This is a genomic window from Stenotrophomonas sp. YJH_SMC_91 (assembly GCF_059368495.1).
On the sequence record NZ_JCAFRT010000002.1, the window covers coordinates 40,874 to 53,649 of the forward strand.

Here is a 12,776-nt window from a genome sequence, read left to right on the forward strand (position 1 = left end):
TGTCGCGGCGATATCGTCTCCTGCAACGAAGAACAGCGGCCGGCAGCCCCGGCCAGGAGATCGCCATGAAGCGTGTCACCGGTACCTACAGCGCCCCGCGCCCGCACTGGGTGGGCGACGGATTCCCCGCCCGCTCGATGTTTTCCTACAACACCCACGGCCAGCACCTGAGCCCGTTCCTGCTGCTGGACTACGCCGGCCCTTATACCTTCGCCCCCAGCGATACCCCGCGCGGGGTCGGCCAGCATCCGCATCGCGGTTTCGAGACCGTCACCATCGTCTATGAGGGCGAGGTCGCCCACCGCGATTCAACCGGCGCCGGCGGCACCATCGGCCCGGGTGACGTGCAGTGGATGACCGCGGCCTCCGGCATCCTCCACGAGGAGTTCCACACACCGGAGTTCAGCAAGCGCGGCGGCACGCTGGACATGGTCCAGCTGTGGGTGAACCTGCCGGCGCAGGACAAGATGGGTGCACCGGGCTACCAGACCCTGCTCGACGCACAGATCCCCTCGGTTGAACTGCCTGAAGGCGCCGGCCGGGTGCGTGTCATCGCCGGTCGCTTCGACGGTCATGCCGGCCCGGCCCGCACCCACACGCCGATGGATGTCTGGGACATCCGCCTGCGGCAGGGCCACCACGCCGAACTGCCGGTGGCCGATGGCCGCACGCTGGCGCTGGTGGTGCTGAAGGGCACGGTGCGGATCAACGGCGGCCAGCCGGTCGGCGAGGCACAGCTGGTCACCTTCGACCGCAGCGGCGAGGACGTGTTCGTCGACGCCGACAGCGACGCCACCGTGCTGCTGCTCAGCGGTGAACCGATCGACGAGCCGGTGGTGGGCTATGGCCCGTTCGTGATGAACAGCCAAGCCGAGATCGCGCAGGCGGTCAACGACTTCAACAGCGGCCGCTTCGGCCAGATCGCGCACTGATCGTTTCAATGCGGCGGGCATTGGCCCGCCGCACCTTCCGGGCCATCGCCCACCTTCTCCAGGAGACTGACCATGAGTACCCCCGCCAACTTCAACGGTGCCCGCCCGGTGATCGATCCGGACAACGCCGCGATGCTGCTGATCGACCATCAGAGCGGCCTGTTCCAGACCATCGGTGACATGCCGTTCACCAGCGTGCGCGCCCACGCCACCGCGCTGGCGAAGATGGCCACGCTGGCAAAGATGCCAGTGATCACCACCGCCTCTGTTCCGCAGGGCCCGAACGGCCCGCTGATCCCGGAGATCCACGACGCGGCCCCGCATGCCCAGTACGTGGCACGCAAGGGTGAGATCAACGCCTGGGACAACCCGGAATTCGTTGCCGCGGTGAAGGCCACCGGCCGCAAGCAGCTGATCATTGCCGGCACCATCACCAGCGTGTGCATGGCCTTCCCGTCGATCGCCGCCGTTGCCGATGGCTACCAGGTGTTCGCAGTCATCGACGCGTCCGGCACCTACTCGAAGATGGCCGAGGAGATCACCCTGGCCCGCGTGGTGCAGGCAGGCGTGGTGCCGATGGACACCGCCGCGGTGGCCTCGGAGATCCAGCGCACCTGGAACCGCGACGATGCCCAGCAGTGGGCCGAGGTCTACACGAAGATCTTCCCGAACTACCAGCTGCTGATCGAAAGCTACCTGAAGGCGCAGGACGTGCAGAAGAACCACGAACAGCTGGATTCGCAGCGCAGCTGAGTGGCCTTCGTGCCGGCCAGTCGCCGGCTCCCCCCCTGAACAGGAGACCCACCATGTCCAGTGAACCGATCCGCGACCCGGTCAGCGATCATCTGCTGACCCCGCAGAATTCCGCCTTCATCATCATCGACTACCAGCCGGTGCAGGTGAACTCCATCGCCTCGATGGACCGCCAGCTGCTGGTCAACAACATCGTCGGCACCGCGAAAGCCGCCGTCGCCTATGGTTTGCCGATCGTGCATTCGACGGTGAACGTCAAGACCGGCCTGAACAAGCCGCCGATTCCGCAGCTGCGCAAGGTACTGGGTGACTACCCCACCTACGACCGCACCACCATCAACTCCTGGGAGGACGTCGAGTTCCGCAAGGCGGTGGAAGCCACCGGCCGCCGCAAGCTGATCATGACCGCGCTGTGGACCGAGGCGTGCCTGACTTTCCCGGCCCTGGATGCGTTGAAGGAAGGCTATGAGGTGTATGTGGTGGTCGACGCCGTCGGCGGCACCTCGCTGGTCGCGCACGATGCGGCGCTGCGCCGCATCGAACAGGGTGGTGGCCAGCTGATCAGCGTGCCGCAGCTGTTCTGCGAGCTGCAGCGCGACTGGGCCCGTTCGGAAACGGTGCCGGCCTTCATGAACCTCTTCATTGAAACCGGTGGTACGGCAGGCATCCAGTTCTCGTACGATCGTACCGAGTGATTGGGTGGCGGCGCCGGTCCCGGCTAGCGCCGCCTTTTGGAGCAGTCGAGCATGGCTCGACGCCACAGACAGATGGAGAACGTGATGGCCTACGCACGCATTGTTTCAACCGCCGACAACTACCTGCACCACATCAGCAATGGCACATTCGCTGTGGATGCGGACGAGCCCGCCTCACTGGGCGGCCAGGGCAAGGGCTTCGCACCGTTCGACCTGTACCTGGCCTCGCTGGCGGCGTGCACCGCCATCACCCTGCGCATGTACGCGCAGCGCAAGGGCTGGGAACTGGGCGAGTTCCATGCCGAGCTGCGTTCGGAACGTGACGCGGATGGTCGCTTCCATGTGCACCGCGTGCTGCATGCCAGCGCCGAGCTGAGCGATGCGCAGTGGCAGCGGTTGCTGGAGGTGGTGGAAAAGACCCCGGTGACCCTGGTGATGCGCGAGGGTGCGCGCATCACCAGTGAGCGTGGGGCTGCAGCGTAACCCCATCCACGCATGGCGTGGATCTACTGTAGAGGCGAAAGCTCAGCGCCGTGAATGCAGCACGGTGCGCTGGCGCATCGCGTTGAATTCCTGCTCCACCTGCTGGATGTCTTCGGCCTGGAAACCGGCCGCATCCAGCAGCTGGTCGGCGGCAGCGGCGGCCAGCGGATCATCGTCACGCTGGCGCCAGCAGCGCGCCGGCAGGAAATAGCCCACCTCGCTGCGCCCGCGCATGATCACCACCGGCCGGCCTGCATACAGCAGGAACTCGGCCAGGTGCTGGCGCAGGCCCTCGACGGAAACATAGGCCGGCCCAACACCCAGCATCTGGCTGGACGGTTCGGGACTCTCGAACAGCTTGCGACGGCTCATCCACTCCTCCTTTTGAACAACGCGTGGTCTCCTTTCCTTAGACGGGCGCATCGCTGCGCCCCCGCCACGCACTACGTGATCCGCATCACGCCGCCACTCAGAAGCCGGTGTTGAACTCCAGCTGGAACACGTCGATCGACAGCGGCGCACCGGACACTTCCTTGGCCGCCATCCACTTGCCGCTGATCCAGCTGCGCGCGTCCAGCGCGTAGGCACCGCCCACGTAGTAGCCGCGGGCGTTGGTACCGCCCAGGTGGAAGTTCGGATCGTTGTAGGCGTCCGGCAGCGCATCGGCCTCGATGTGCTTGTAGCCCAGCAGCGCCTGCCACTGACCCTTCTCCTTCAGCTCGGCGGCTCCGAAGGTGGCCTGCACCATCCAGGCGGTGTCGCCGCTGCGGAAGGTGTCGATGCTGGCGGTACCGCCGGCGCCGTAGTTGTTGACGATGCCGTTCTGGGCGCGGCTGAACATGGCCTGCTTGTCGTAGGCCAGGTTGCGGATGTAATCGCCGTCCAGGCGCAGACCGACGCCCTGTGCCAGCTGCGTGTCCCAACGCAGGTTCAAGGTAGCCAGGCGGAAGGCCGAGGCCAGGCCGACATACTGCGGGGTCGGCGTGTTGGCCGGGTCCAGCGGATTGCGCGCGATGTCGCGGATCAGCATCAGGGTGTTGCCCTTCTGCATGAACGCCGGGCGCGACCAGTCGGTGTCACAGCCCACCGCACCCGCGTACAGGGCGCACGGTGAGGACAGGCGGCCGCTGATGTTCTTGAAGTCGTAGTAGCCCAATGCAGCGCGCAACGTATTCTCGTCATTGAAGCGCCAGTTCACACCTACCTGCGCACCGGACAGCCACTTGTTCTCATTCGGGGTCTTGACCCGGCTCTGGCTGGGCGAGCTGTCGGAGGTGTACTCCAGCGGCACCACCGCGAGGTTGCCGAACAGATCGAGATCCCCGCCGTTGAAGTCGTACTTCAGGTTGGCGGCCAGTCCATCGAAGTTGAGGTCGTTGGAGAACAGCGTGTCGCTGGTCCAGAACGGATTGCCGAAGCGGCCACCGCGCACCGTCACCCAGTCCGCCGGGCTGTAGGCCAGCCAGGCCTGGTCCAGCCACACGTCCTTCTTGCTCAGGCCGCCACCCAGCTGCTCGGTGGTCGACACCGGGCCATTGCTGCTCCCGCTGGCCAGGCGCACGCCGGCCGTGGTGTGCTGGCCAATGGTTGCCTCGATGCCCAGGCGGGCACGGATGCGCCACAGGTTACGGCGGTCCTGGCGGGTGTTCAGCAGCGGCGGCAGCTGCAGGTTGGTGTTGGTATTGGTGTCGAAGCCGTTGCCGGAATTGATCGACGACCAGTTGCTCACGATGTCGCTGTTGCGTTCGGAGAAGAAGCGCGACTCGCTGCGCACGCGCATGTCACCAGTGACCTTGATGCGCTTGGTCCATTCGGCCACTTCGTTCGGTGCCGCCCAGCCTTCCGACCTGGCCTGCGCCATCACATCCTGGCGCACTTCGTCACGAATGCCGTCGCGCACGCTCTGCGGGACGTAGGGCACGCGCACGTCGCCAGCCTCCAGGGCCACGCCACCGCTCGCCGCGGTGCTGCCCGTGGCTGCAGTGCGCTGTGCGGCCGCTGCTTCAGCCTCCGCCTGCACCAGCAATGCCTGGCCGTCTTCGGGCTTCAGCGCACCGCTGGCGATCAGGCCCTTGATCAGCTTGACCATGGTGGTTTCGGCGGCCATCGCACCGGCCGGGGCGGCCAGGCTGAGCAGCACGGCGCAGCACAGCAGCGCCCGTCGGGCCGGCCGCGGGCGGCGGGAGTCGGTTCGTGCGCGGACGTGGTCGTTCATCATGGTTCTCATCGAAAGAAGGGAAATCACGGAGGTCGGGAATCAGGCCCCGGGCCGGCGGCCCTGGATCAGCACGCGGGCGGGGAAATCGAGCGACGGCGGCGGTGCCTGGTCGACCTTGCCGATGCGTCGCAGCGCATCGAGCACGGCCGCGTCGGCCTCCTCGTTGCCACTGCCGCGCACCAGCTCGACCTTTTCCAGGCGGCCATCGTTGGCCAGCCACACATTCACCTGCAGCTGGAACGCCAGGCGCTTGACCTTGTCATCGCGCGAGATCGCCTGCTGCATCAGGTAGCCCAGGTAGCGGCCGTAGGTAGCGTTGCCGGCGCCACCACGGCCAACGCCGGACGAACCGCCGCCACTGCCGGACTGGATACCGAAGTTGTCACCACCGGCCTGCGCATCGGCATTCATCGTTACCGGGTCGGCATTGTCCGGAGTCGGGGTCGGCTCTTCGGCCGGCGTCGGCTGATCCAGCGGCTCCGGCTCGGGAATGGTCTCTTCCGGCGGCGTTTCGGGTTCCGGCGGCTTTTCCGGTGGTGGCGGCGGCGGCGGAGGGGGCGGCGGCAGCGCCAGCATCGGCGGCTGCACCACCGGCCGACGGGTACTGGCAGTGTCCCTGAACAGCATCCACCACACGGCGATGCCGAGCACCAGCAACGCGGCCAGCACCAGCGCGACGGTCACCAGCAACTGGCGGCCGCGCATGCCGGGCTCCGGCCGAGGGGGTTGATGGGCCGTCATGCCTCAGCCCTGCGCCTTGCCGGTGACCAGGCCGACCTGGGCCAGCTCCAGCCGCCGCAGCAGGTCCAGCACCTCGACCACGCGGGCGTACTGCACCTGCGCATCACCGCGCACGATCACCGGGAAATCCGGCGTGGTCGCGCGCTCGGTGCGCAGCCGGTCTTCCAGTTCGGCCATCGTCACCGGGTAGGCATCCAGGAACACCTGTCCACTGGGGTCGATGGTGATCGCCTTGGTCTTCGGCTTCTCCAGCGCGACGCTGTTGCTGGCCTTCGGCAGGTTGACCTCGATGCCGGGGATGGAGGCGTTGCTGGTCAGGATGAAGATCACCAGCACCACCAGCAGCACGTCGACGAAGGGCGTCACGTTGATACCCTTCTCGCGCTTCTTGATGCCGAACTTCGCCTTCTGGCCCATGGTGCGCCCCTCAGCCCTGGACCGCGGCCGGGCCGCGCCCGTCCTGCTCTTCGGCCAGGCGCGCGGCGAACTCGTCGATGAACACTGCCATGTCCGCACCGATCGCTTCGGCACGCGCGCCCAGGTAGTTGTAGCCGAACAGCGCCGGGATCGCGACGCCGAGGCCGGCAGCGGTACACAGCAGCGCCGCCGCCATGCCGGGCGCCACCGAATTGATGTCCACCGCGCCAGCCATTGCCGCCACCACGAACACCAGCATGATGCCGATCACGGTACCGAACAGGCCCACGTACGGCGCGCCTTCGATGGTGGTCGACAGCCAGTTCATGCGCCGTGCCATCGCTTCCTGCTCGCGCACCATCACCGCATCCATCGAGGCGCGGATCGCGGCGATGGTGGCGCCACTGAGATAGCCACTATTGCCGTCCCGCTGGTGGCGCTGCTGCATTTCATCGATGGCCACCTGGTAGATGCGCCACAGCGAACCGTCGTGCATCGCGGTGGGTGCCTTGCCCTGGCGGTCCATGTCGGACAGGGTGCGCAGCGGCACACCCGACAGCTTGCCGAAGCTCTCGGTGAACACTGCATTGGCCTTGCTGGTACGGCCGAAGTGCCGCCCCTTGGCGATCATGATCGCCCACGACAGCAGCATCATCAGGCCGAGGATGGCGACCACCACCCAGGCGTCGAACGGCATCGCCTTGAGGATGAAGGCGAAGTGGCTCTGCCCGGCGGACTGTTCGTCGGCGCCGTAGCTGATCAGGCGCGAGTCGGCGCCCTGCGCAGTGGCATCGGCCAGCAGCAGCGCGGCCGGTCGTGCCACGCGCGAAATACGCAGCTCATCCAGCGCGCCTTCGAAGCTGGCCAGCGGCTGCACCGCGCCCGGCGCATCGGCGCCCACCACCGGCGCGGTGGTCAGCGCCGGCAGCTCGCCGCTCAGCTGGGCGACCACGCGGCCATTGAGGTACAACTGCAGTGCACCCTTCTCTGCGGTCAGCGCGACATGCGCCCACTGCCCTTCCGGAATCGGCTGCGCCAGCGTGCTGCGCTGGCCATTGAGCTGCACGAACGGCACCCGGTTTTCGATACCCAGCACCAGTTCGGACGCACCGTCGCGACGCGCGTAGATCGCCTGTGCAGCGTTGTTGCTGCCTGGCTTGATCCAGGCCGAAACAGTGAGCGGCGCGCCCGCCTCCTGCGCAAGCGATGCGCTGGCCGGCAGCGGCAGCGGGGCTGCACCCAACTGAACGCCGCGGCCGATCACCGAGCCTTCCGATGGCGGCACCACGGCACCGGCATTGTTGCCATAAGCGGTGGTGTCGCGTGCCGGCGCATTGGCCTCGGCGAAGTGGTAGACCAGCGTATAGTCCGGATCGAACACCTGCTGGCCGTTGCCGCTGGCGGGGGCCTTTTCATTGCCGTAGTACATCCAGATCGTCTGCGGTGCCGCAGCGCTGACCGCCGGCACGTCCACCCAGACCAGGGCCAGGCCCAGCTTGGGATCGAACTGTTCGATCTGGTGGGCCAGCACGGTGCGGCCATCACCCGAGACAAAGCGCAGGTCGTTGCCCGCATCCTGGGTGCCGTCGAAGCCGAAGTTGCCGGTGTGCAGGCGCAGCAGCAGCGGCGTGCGACCCGGATCACCGGCCAGGCCCGCGCCCTGCGGGCCGGCGTCGACAGTGATCGGCTTGCGGTACTTCCATTCGGCCTGCCACCAATTGGCATCGGCCGCAGCGACCGGCAGCGCAACCAGCGCGGCCAGCAGCAACAACACTCGGGAAAGCAAACGGTCCATGCGAAGGGTCTCCGGAGAACGCATGTTCAAGGGAAGGGTCAGTAACTGGTGCTGATGTTGAAATGCAGGCGTGGGTCGTCCTTGCGCGAGACCGGGCCATCGGCATACGGCCAGGCGTAGTCCAGGCGCAGTTGGAGGTGTTCACCCAGGCGCAGCTGCGCGCCCAGACCGACCGAGGCCAGGTTGTACTTGTCGCGCTGTTCGGGCAGCGGCTGGCGCAGGCGCAGGTAGGCCGCGTCGGCAAAGCTGTAGACACGCAGGTCGGTGCCGCTCCACAGCGACCACGCAGGCGTGCGCCATTCCAGGCTGGCCAGGCCGCCGTAATCGCCGATCGCCTCGGCCGACAGATAGCCGCGCACGGTGTACATGCCACCAGCGGCGAACTGCTCTGCCGACACCAGCGGCGCATCGGTCACCTGCAACGAGCCGCGTGCACACCACTGCCAGTCGCTGCTGAACGTGTGCGTGTTGGCGACTTCCGCCTTGAACGCGACAAAACTGGGGTCTGCCCAGTAGCGCTTCTGCCCGAACCCGATGGCATCACTGCCATAGCCGAACAGCCGACGGGTACCGGCCACCAGCTGCGTATTGATACTCAACTGATCCTGCTCGCCCTGGCGCACACCGACAAACCCCAGGGTGATCGGCGCGTACTTCAGCGGCGTCTTCAGGCTCTCCTTGCCCATCTGCGTGTCTTCCTCGGTGTCCTTGAAGTCCACGCCGAGGCTGAGCTGGCGCCACCACTGGCTGCTGCCGGCCAGTCGATAGTTGAGTTTGAGACCGATCGAATGGCCGTTGCCGATCACATTGGTTCCGGTGCCGGTACCGACCTGTCCGCCCGCGTTCAGCACGCGGCTGTCGGACTTGTAGCCGGAACCTTCCAGGCTCCACGGCGTGCCTTCGAACGGCATCGTGTACGAGGCCGAGAACACCTTGGCCTGCTTTGTATCTTCCGGCGCCAGGTACACGCCGATGTTGGCGCTGTGCCCCCGCTTCCACAGGTTGTCGTAGGCCAGCGACGCACTCAGGCGCAGCTTCTCGGTGTCGGCGCTGTGGTCGTTGTTGAGTGACGCGCTGGCACGCCACGGCGACTTCTCTTCGACCTGCAGGTCCACATCCATCGTGCCCGGCACCTGGCCTTCGCGCACCAGCGGCATCACCTGGCGACGCCCGCCCTCATTCAGTGCGGTCAGTTCCTTCTGCGCCTGGTCGAAGTCCGGCACCTTGCCTTCCGCCAGTGCCGGCACGCGTTCGCGGATGCGCTCGGGCGATTCGTGCTTCGTTCCCACGACCCGCAGCTGGCCAATCGGTGTCTGCTGTACCTTCAGCAGCACCACGCCGCCGCTGACCTGCTGCTCGGGCAGCTCCACGTAGACCGACTGGTAGCCCGCCTGCTGGTACAGCGCATTGACCGCATCGCGTGCCTTCTCGACATCGGCCAGGGTCTTTCCCGGTCCGAGGAAGGGCTCGACCGCGCGTTCGATCTGGCGCGGATCGAGCACGGTGTTGCCGCGCACGATGTACTCATTGATGTTCACGCTGGGCGCGGGCGCCGCCTCCTGCGCGAACAGCGGCAGCGGCAGCGCCGCCAGGGCCAGCACCAGCGGATGCAGGCGCAGCGGGAGGCGGACGGCTCGGCACGGAACAGGAGTCATCGAAGGCATCGCGTCGTATCGAAGGAAAGGGCCATGGAGCGGCGCGTGGGTCTACCAACAGGACGTGTACGTCGCGTCAAAACCGCCAACAGTTTTGTGACAGCACTGTCATCTTTTGACGGCACCGCAACGCACGCAGGCGGACCCTGCCATCTCCACACGTCTTCATTGCAGAACGTCGATTGCTGCGGAAGATTCGAGATGCGTGAATCACTGATGGTGGAACTGCGCGCTGCCCTCATCCTTGCGTTGCTGCTGGTGCTGGCCCCGGTGCGCGCCGACGAGGCGAAGAAGCAGGAAGACGCCGCGCCCTGCATCGAAGTACAGGTCAATGGCGAGCGCATTCCGGCCTGGGACTGCCTGCAACGCAAGTTGGCGCCGGCATCGAAAGCGGCGAAGTCACCGGCACTGCCGGAGGCCGAACGGCTGATGCGGCAGCCGGGCAACCAGCTGATGCAGTACAACCTGGAAGGCACGCGACAGCGCATGGGCGATGCCTTTGGTCGTTCGGTGGTACCGCAGCGTCCGGCGCGATGAGCCTGCGCGGCCGTAGGGCCGAGCCCACGCTTGGCAGGATTTGAAGGGTCGAGCTATCGCTCGGCAGGATTCTGTAGAGTCGAGCCAGGCTCGACTGTTCTTCCAGACGCAGCCGAGCGTAGGCTCGGCACTACGGTGCCGCGAGCACGATGCCATCGCTCGGCACCGGCGGCAGCTCAGGCACCGGCAGGCTGCGCGATTGCCCGGCCTGGTTCAATTCGACCGCGCTGGCACTGATGCTGGCCAGCACCGTGCAGGGTCCGAGTCGTTGGCCGGGCGCATACGCTTCCGCTGGGCGTCCATCCACCGAAAGCAGCGCCAGTGGCGCGTGGTCGCCGGCCATCACGCCCAGCACGACCACCTCGGTCTGCACCGCACCGGGGGACAGCAACCGCACCAGCGGCAGGCTGGCCACTGCATCGAACAGGGGGCGTGCAGGGGCCTCTGCGTGCGTTTCGCTGGCCGCCGCCGTCGGCGCCACCGCAGACAGTGTCACGCCCCAATAGGCCACCACCGCCAGCAGCAGCGTCGCCGCCAGCAGGGTCAGTATGCGATTGCGATCCCAGCGCCTGCCATCCATGTTCCGCACCATCGCCACGTTCGTGTCCGCCTACGCTAGCAGCTGTGGCTGACGCTTTTGTTTCATCATGCCGGCCTACGCTGGCAGGCATCGACCTGGACAGGAGGCAACGTCGGTGCAGCACGTGCCGCGTGGTTTCACCCTGCTGGAACTGATGGTGGTGCTGGTGATCATCGGCATCTGCACGGCGGGCATCGGCCTTGGCCTGGGCAGCCTGCTCGACCCCGCGCGCCAGCTGCGGCAGGAAGCTGAACGGCTGGCGCAGCGCCTGCAGGTGGCGCGCGACGAGGCGCGCATCGATGGCCGCCCCCTGCGCTGGCAGGCCGACGCCGCCGGCTACCGCTTCAGCCGCCGCGAGGGCAACCGCTGGATTGACGTGCAGCGCGATGACCTTCTGCGTCCGCAGCAATGGCAACCGGCGGGCATCGCGGTGCAACCGACCACGCCGATTGAACTGAGCCCGGAGTGGATCGGCGTGGCGTGGGAGCTGAGGCTGTCGTTGCAGGGCCGCCAGCTGCGTCTTCGTGATGATGGCAGCGGACAGTTGCAGGTCGTGCAGTGAAGCAGAAGGCACACGGATTCACCCTGATCGAAGTGCTGATCGCGCTGGCGATCGTATCGATTGCACTGGCGGCGGTGATGCGCTCGGTGGCAGTGGCGACCGACGATCAGTCGCGCCTGCGGGATCGTCGTCTGGCACTGATGTGCGCACAGGACCGCTGGCAGGAGCTGCGCCTGGCCGGGCAGCCGCCGCAGGATGCACGGCAGCGCTGCGTGCAGGGGCGCAGCAGTTTCCTGGTGCTGCAGCATATCGGCACAGGGAGTGACGGACAGCCGCAACTGGAACTCAGCGTGGTGGCCGAAGATGCACCGCGGCAATCGCTGGCGCGGATGCAGTTGCCATGGACGGCGGCGCCGTGACGCGCGCTGCGCGGGGTTTCACCCTCATCGAGGTGATGATTGCGATCACCATCATGGGCGTACTGGCGCTGATCTGCTGGCGGGCGCTCGACAGCGTGGCCAGCAGCGACCAACGCCTGCACCGGGCCGATGCCGAGACCACGACGGCGCTGCGCGTGCTGCAGCAGTTCCAGCGCGACATCGAGATGCGTGCCGACGACGCGCTGATGAACGGCGCAGTGCGCCCGGCGGATCAGCCTCAGCGCCTGCTACCCCCTTCACTGGTGAGCGAACGGCATCCGGATGGAAGCTTCGCGCTGGAGATCACCCGCAGCTTGGGCAGCGACGGGTTGCGTTGGCAACGTGTTCGCTGGTGGCGACAGGGAAGCACGCTGTGGCGGGCCAGTGGCGCTGCGACGGATCGCTACCCCTTGCCCGCACCGGATCCGTCAAAGGGGATCGCGGTGGCGCAGGATGTGCAGCGATTCGAGGTACGCGCCTGGCAGCCGGGCGCCGGGTGGGCGCTGCTACCGAGCAAAGGCGAGGTGCTGCCGGCCACCGGGCTGGAACTGCGGTTGGGCCTGCGCGATGGGCGTGGGCCGTTGAGTTACCGGCGCGTGCTGGAGCTTTAGGATTTCTTCCAGGCAAAGCATCCACGCATGGCGTGGATCTACTGCCAAGCCCGCTCTGGTGGGTGCCGACCTTGGTCGGCACTGAAGCTGGCCCAGCCATCCACGCATTGCGTGGATCTACTGCCGAGCGGCTTCTACTGCCCGGCCTGCCCTTGTGGGTGCCGACCGTTGGTCGGCACTGAGGCTGGCCCAGCCATCCACGCATTGCGTGGATCTACTGCCGAGCCTGCCGCCGGGTGCTCTCCTGCACCCGGCGGCGCCGTGTCGGTGGTCCTCACCGCTGATGGCCGCTCCCTGCCTTCGGTGCCGTCCTGGCTGGGGCCGCTGCCGTTCCGTGGCGGCTGGCCCGATGCTGTTCGTTCTTTCGGCCCGGTCGCATCCACGCATGGCGTGGATCTACTGCCGACCTTGGTGGGCAGCAACGTGTGCCGACCAAGG

15 protein-coding genes are annotated in these 12,776 nt (G+C 66.9%); 8 read left to right on the plus strand and 7 right to left on the minus strand.

Going from position 1 to position 12,776, the window contains the following annotated elements:
- The first annotated feature begins 65 nt into the window (after window positions 1-65).
- From AC5P5X_RS03810 to AC5P5X_RS03825, 4 genes are all read left to right on the plus strand, one after another.
- Window positions 66-932 carry a pirin family protein gene (locus AC5P5X_RS03810; RefSeq protein ID WP_005409867.1) on the plus strand — a complete coding sequence of 289 codons (867 nt, stop codon included), beginning with the start codon at window positions 66-68 and terminating at the stop codon, window positions 930-932.
- A gap of 72 nt (window positions 933-1,004) precedes the next feature.
- The gene (locus AC5P5X_RS03815) at window positions 1,005-1,685 is read left to right on the plus strand and encodes a hydrolase (protein WP_005409868.1); all 681 of its coding nucleotides are present in this window, start codon (window positions 1,005-1,007) and stop codon (window positions 1,683-1,685) included.
- 53 nt (window positions 1,686-1,738) lie between these two features.
- Window positions 1,739-2,380 (plus strand): hydrolase, encoded by a 642-nt coding sequence (locus AC5P5X_RS03820; protein ID WP_065183962.1) that lies wholly within the window; start codon window positions 1,739-1,741, stop codon window positions 2,378-2,380.
- 84 nt (window positions 2,381-2,464) lie between these two features.
- Window positions 2,465-2,863, plus strand: a complete 399-nt coding sequence (locus AC5P5X_RS03825) for an OsmC family protein (protein WP_005413631.1) — start codon at window positions 2,465-2,467, stop codon at window positions 2,861-2,863.
- Between the two features lie 42 nt (window positions 2,864-2,905).
- On the opposite strand, the gene AC5P5X_RS03830 is transcribed toward AC5P5X_RS03825, so the two are convergent.
- The 6 genes from AC5P5X_RS03830 to AC5P5X_RS03855 all read right to left on the minus strand — a co-directional run bounded on the left by AC5P5X_RS03830 (window position 2,906) and on the right by AC5P5X_RS03855 (window position 9,689).
- The gene (locus tag AC5P5X_RS03830) at window positions 2,906-3,235 is read right to left on the minus strand and encodes a hypothetical protein (RefSeq protein WP_005409871.1); all 330 of its coding nucleotides are present in this window, start codon (window positions 3,233-3,235) and stop codon (window positions 2,906-2,908) included.
- A gap of 97 nt (window positions 3,236-3,332) precedes the next feature.
- On the minus strand, window positions 3,333-5,078 hold the full coding sequence (locus AC5P5X_RS03835) for a putative porin (protein ID WP_111189712.1): 1,746 nt from the start codon (window positions 5,076-5,078) through the stop codon (window positions 3,333-3,335).
- Window positions 5,079-5,120: 42 nt separating this feature from the next.
- Window positions 5,121-5,786, minus strand: coding sequence for a cell envelope integrity protein TolA (gene tolA, locus AC5P5X_RS03840; RefSeq protein ID WP_005409873.1), 666 nt, complete (start codon window positions 5,784-5,786; stop codon window positions 5,121-5,123).
- A 39-nt stretch (window positions 5,787-5,825) separates the two neighbouring features.
- Window positions 5,826-6,239 carry an ExbD/TolR family protein gene (locus AC5P5X_RS03845; RefSeq protein ID WP_005409874.1) on the minus strand — a complete coding sequence of 138 codons (414 nt, stop codon included), beginning with the start codon at window positions 6,237-6,239 and terminating at the stop codon, window positions 5,826-5,828.
- A 10-nt stretch (window positions 6,240-6,249) separates the two neighbouring features.
- Complete coding sequence (locus AC5P5X_RS03850) at window positions 6,250-8,034, minus strand: DUF2341 domain-containing protein (protein ID WP_043033319.1); 1,785 nt, start codon at window positions 8,032-8,034, stop codon at window positions 6,250-6,252.
- A 38-nt stretch (window positions 8,035-8,072) separates the two neighbouring features.
- Complete coding sequence (locus AC5P5X_RS03855; protein ID WP_111189711.1) at window positions 8,073-9,689, minus strand: ShlB/FhaC/HecB family hemolysin secretion/activation protein; 1,617 nt, start codon at window positions 9,687-9,689, stop codon at window positions 8,073-8,075.
- A 201-nt stretch (window positions 9,690-9,890) separates the two neighbouring features.
- On the opposite strand from AC5P5X_RS03855, the gene AC5P5X_RS03860 reads away from it, so the two are divergent.
- Window positions 9,891-10,226, plus strand: coding sequence for a hypothetical protein (locus tag AC5P5X_RS03860; RefSeq protein WP_024956499.1), 336 nt, complete (start codon window positions 9,891-9,893; stop codon window positions 10,224-10,226).
- A 130-nt stretch (window positions 10,227-10,356) separates the two neighbouring features.
- Here AC5P5X_RS03860 and AC5P5X_RS03865 read toward each other — a convergent pair whose 3' ends face one another.
- Window positions 10,357-10,806, minus strand: coding sequence for a general secretion pathway protein (locus AC5P5X_RS03865; RefSeq protein ID WP_043033593.1), 450 nt, complete (start codon window positions 10,804-10,806; stop codon window positions 10,357-10,359).
- A 115-nt stretch (window positions 10,807-10,921) separates the two neighbouring features.
- On the opposite strand from AC5P5X_RS03865, the gene gspH reads away from it, so the two are divergent.
- The 3 genes from gspH to AC5P5X_RS03880 are packed head-to-tail and all read left to right on the plus strand — an operon-like array spanning window position 10,922 to window position 12,338.
- Entirely contained in the window at window positions 10,922-11,368 is a 447-nt protein-coding gene (gene gspH, locus AC5P5X_RS03870) for a type II secretion system minor pseudopilin GspH (protein ID WP_111189710.1), read from the plus strand.
- Window positions 11,365-11,727: a type II secretion system minor pseudopilin GspI gene (gene gspI / locus AC5P5X_RS03875; RefSeq protein ID WP_005409880.1), complete on the plus strand. Its 363-nt coding sequence runs from the start codon at window positions 11,365-11,367 to the stop codon at window positions 11,725-11,727. The genes gspH and gspI overlap by 4 nt, the downstream gene beginning before the upstream one ends.
- Window positions 11,724-12,338: a prepilin-type N-terminal cleavage/methylation domain-containing protein gene (locus tag AC5P5X_RS03880; RefSeq protein ID WP_111189805.1), complete on the plus strand. Its 615-nt coding sequence runs from the start codon at window positions 11,724-11,726 to the stop codon at window positions 12,336-12,338. The genes gspI and AC5P5X_RS03880 overlap by 4 nt, the downstream gene beginning before the upstream one ends.
- Window positions 12,339-12,776 lie beyond the last annotated feature (438 nt).

Bases quoted from the DNA above. Each gene is read 5' to 3' on its own strand.
- AC5P5X_RS03810 (WP_005409867.1), top strand. From the start codon at position 66: ATGAAGCGTGTCACCGGTACCTACAGCGCCCCGCGCCCGCACTGGGTG.
- AC5P5X_RS03815 (WP_005409868.1), top strand. From the start codon at position 1,005: ATGAGTACCCCCGCCAACTTCAACGGTGCCCGCCCGGTGATCGATCCG.
- AC5P5X_RS03820 (WP_065183962.1), top strand. From the start codon at position 1,739: ATGTCCAGTGAACCGATCCGCGACCCGGTCAGCGATCATCTGCTGACC.
- AC5P5X_RS03825 (WP_005413631.1), top strand. From the start codon at position 2,465: ATGGCCTACGCACGCATTGTTTCAACCGCCGACAACTACCTGCACCAC.
- AC5P5X_RS03830 (WP_005409871.1), bottom strand. From the start codon at position 3,235: ATGAGCCGTCGCAAGCTGTTCGAGAGTCCCGAACCGTCCAGCCAGATG.
- AC5P5X_RS03835 (WP_111189712.1), bottom strand. From the start codon at position 5,078: ATGAACGACCACGTCCGCGCACGAACCGACTCCCGCCGCCCGCGGCCG.
- tolA (WP_005409873.1), bottom strand. From the start codon at position 5,786: ATGCGCGGCCGCCAGTTGCTGGTGACCGTCGCGCTGGTGCTGGCCGCG.
- AC5P5X_RS03845 (WP_005409874.1), bottom strand. From the start codon at position 6,239: ATGGGCCAGAAGGCGAAGTTCGGCATCAAGAAGCGCGAGAAGGGTATC.
- AC5P5X_RS03850 (WP_043033319.1), bottom strand. From the start codon at position 8,034: ATGGACCGTTTGCTTTCCCGAGTGTTGTTGCTGCTGGCCGCGCTGGTT.
- AC5P5X_RS03855 (WP_111189711.1), bottom strand. From the start codon at position 9,689: ATGACTCCTGTTCCGTGCCGAGCCGTCCGCCTCCCGCTGCGCCTGCAT.
- AC5P5X_RS03860 (WP_024956499.1), top strand. From the start codon at position 9,891: ATGCGTGAATCACTGATGGTGGAACTGCGCGCTGCCCTCATCCTTGCG.
- AC5P5X_RS03865 (WP_043033593.1), bottom strand. From the start codon at position 10,806: ATGGATGGCAGGCGCTGGGATCGCAATCGCATACTGACCCTGCTGGCG.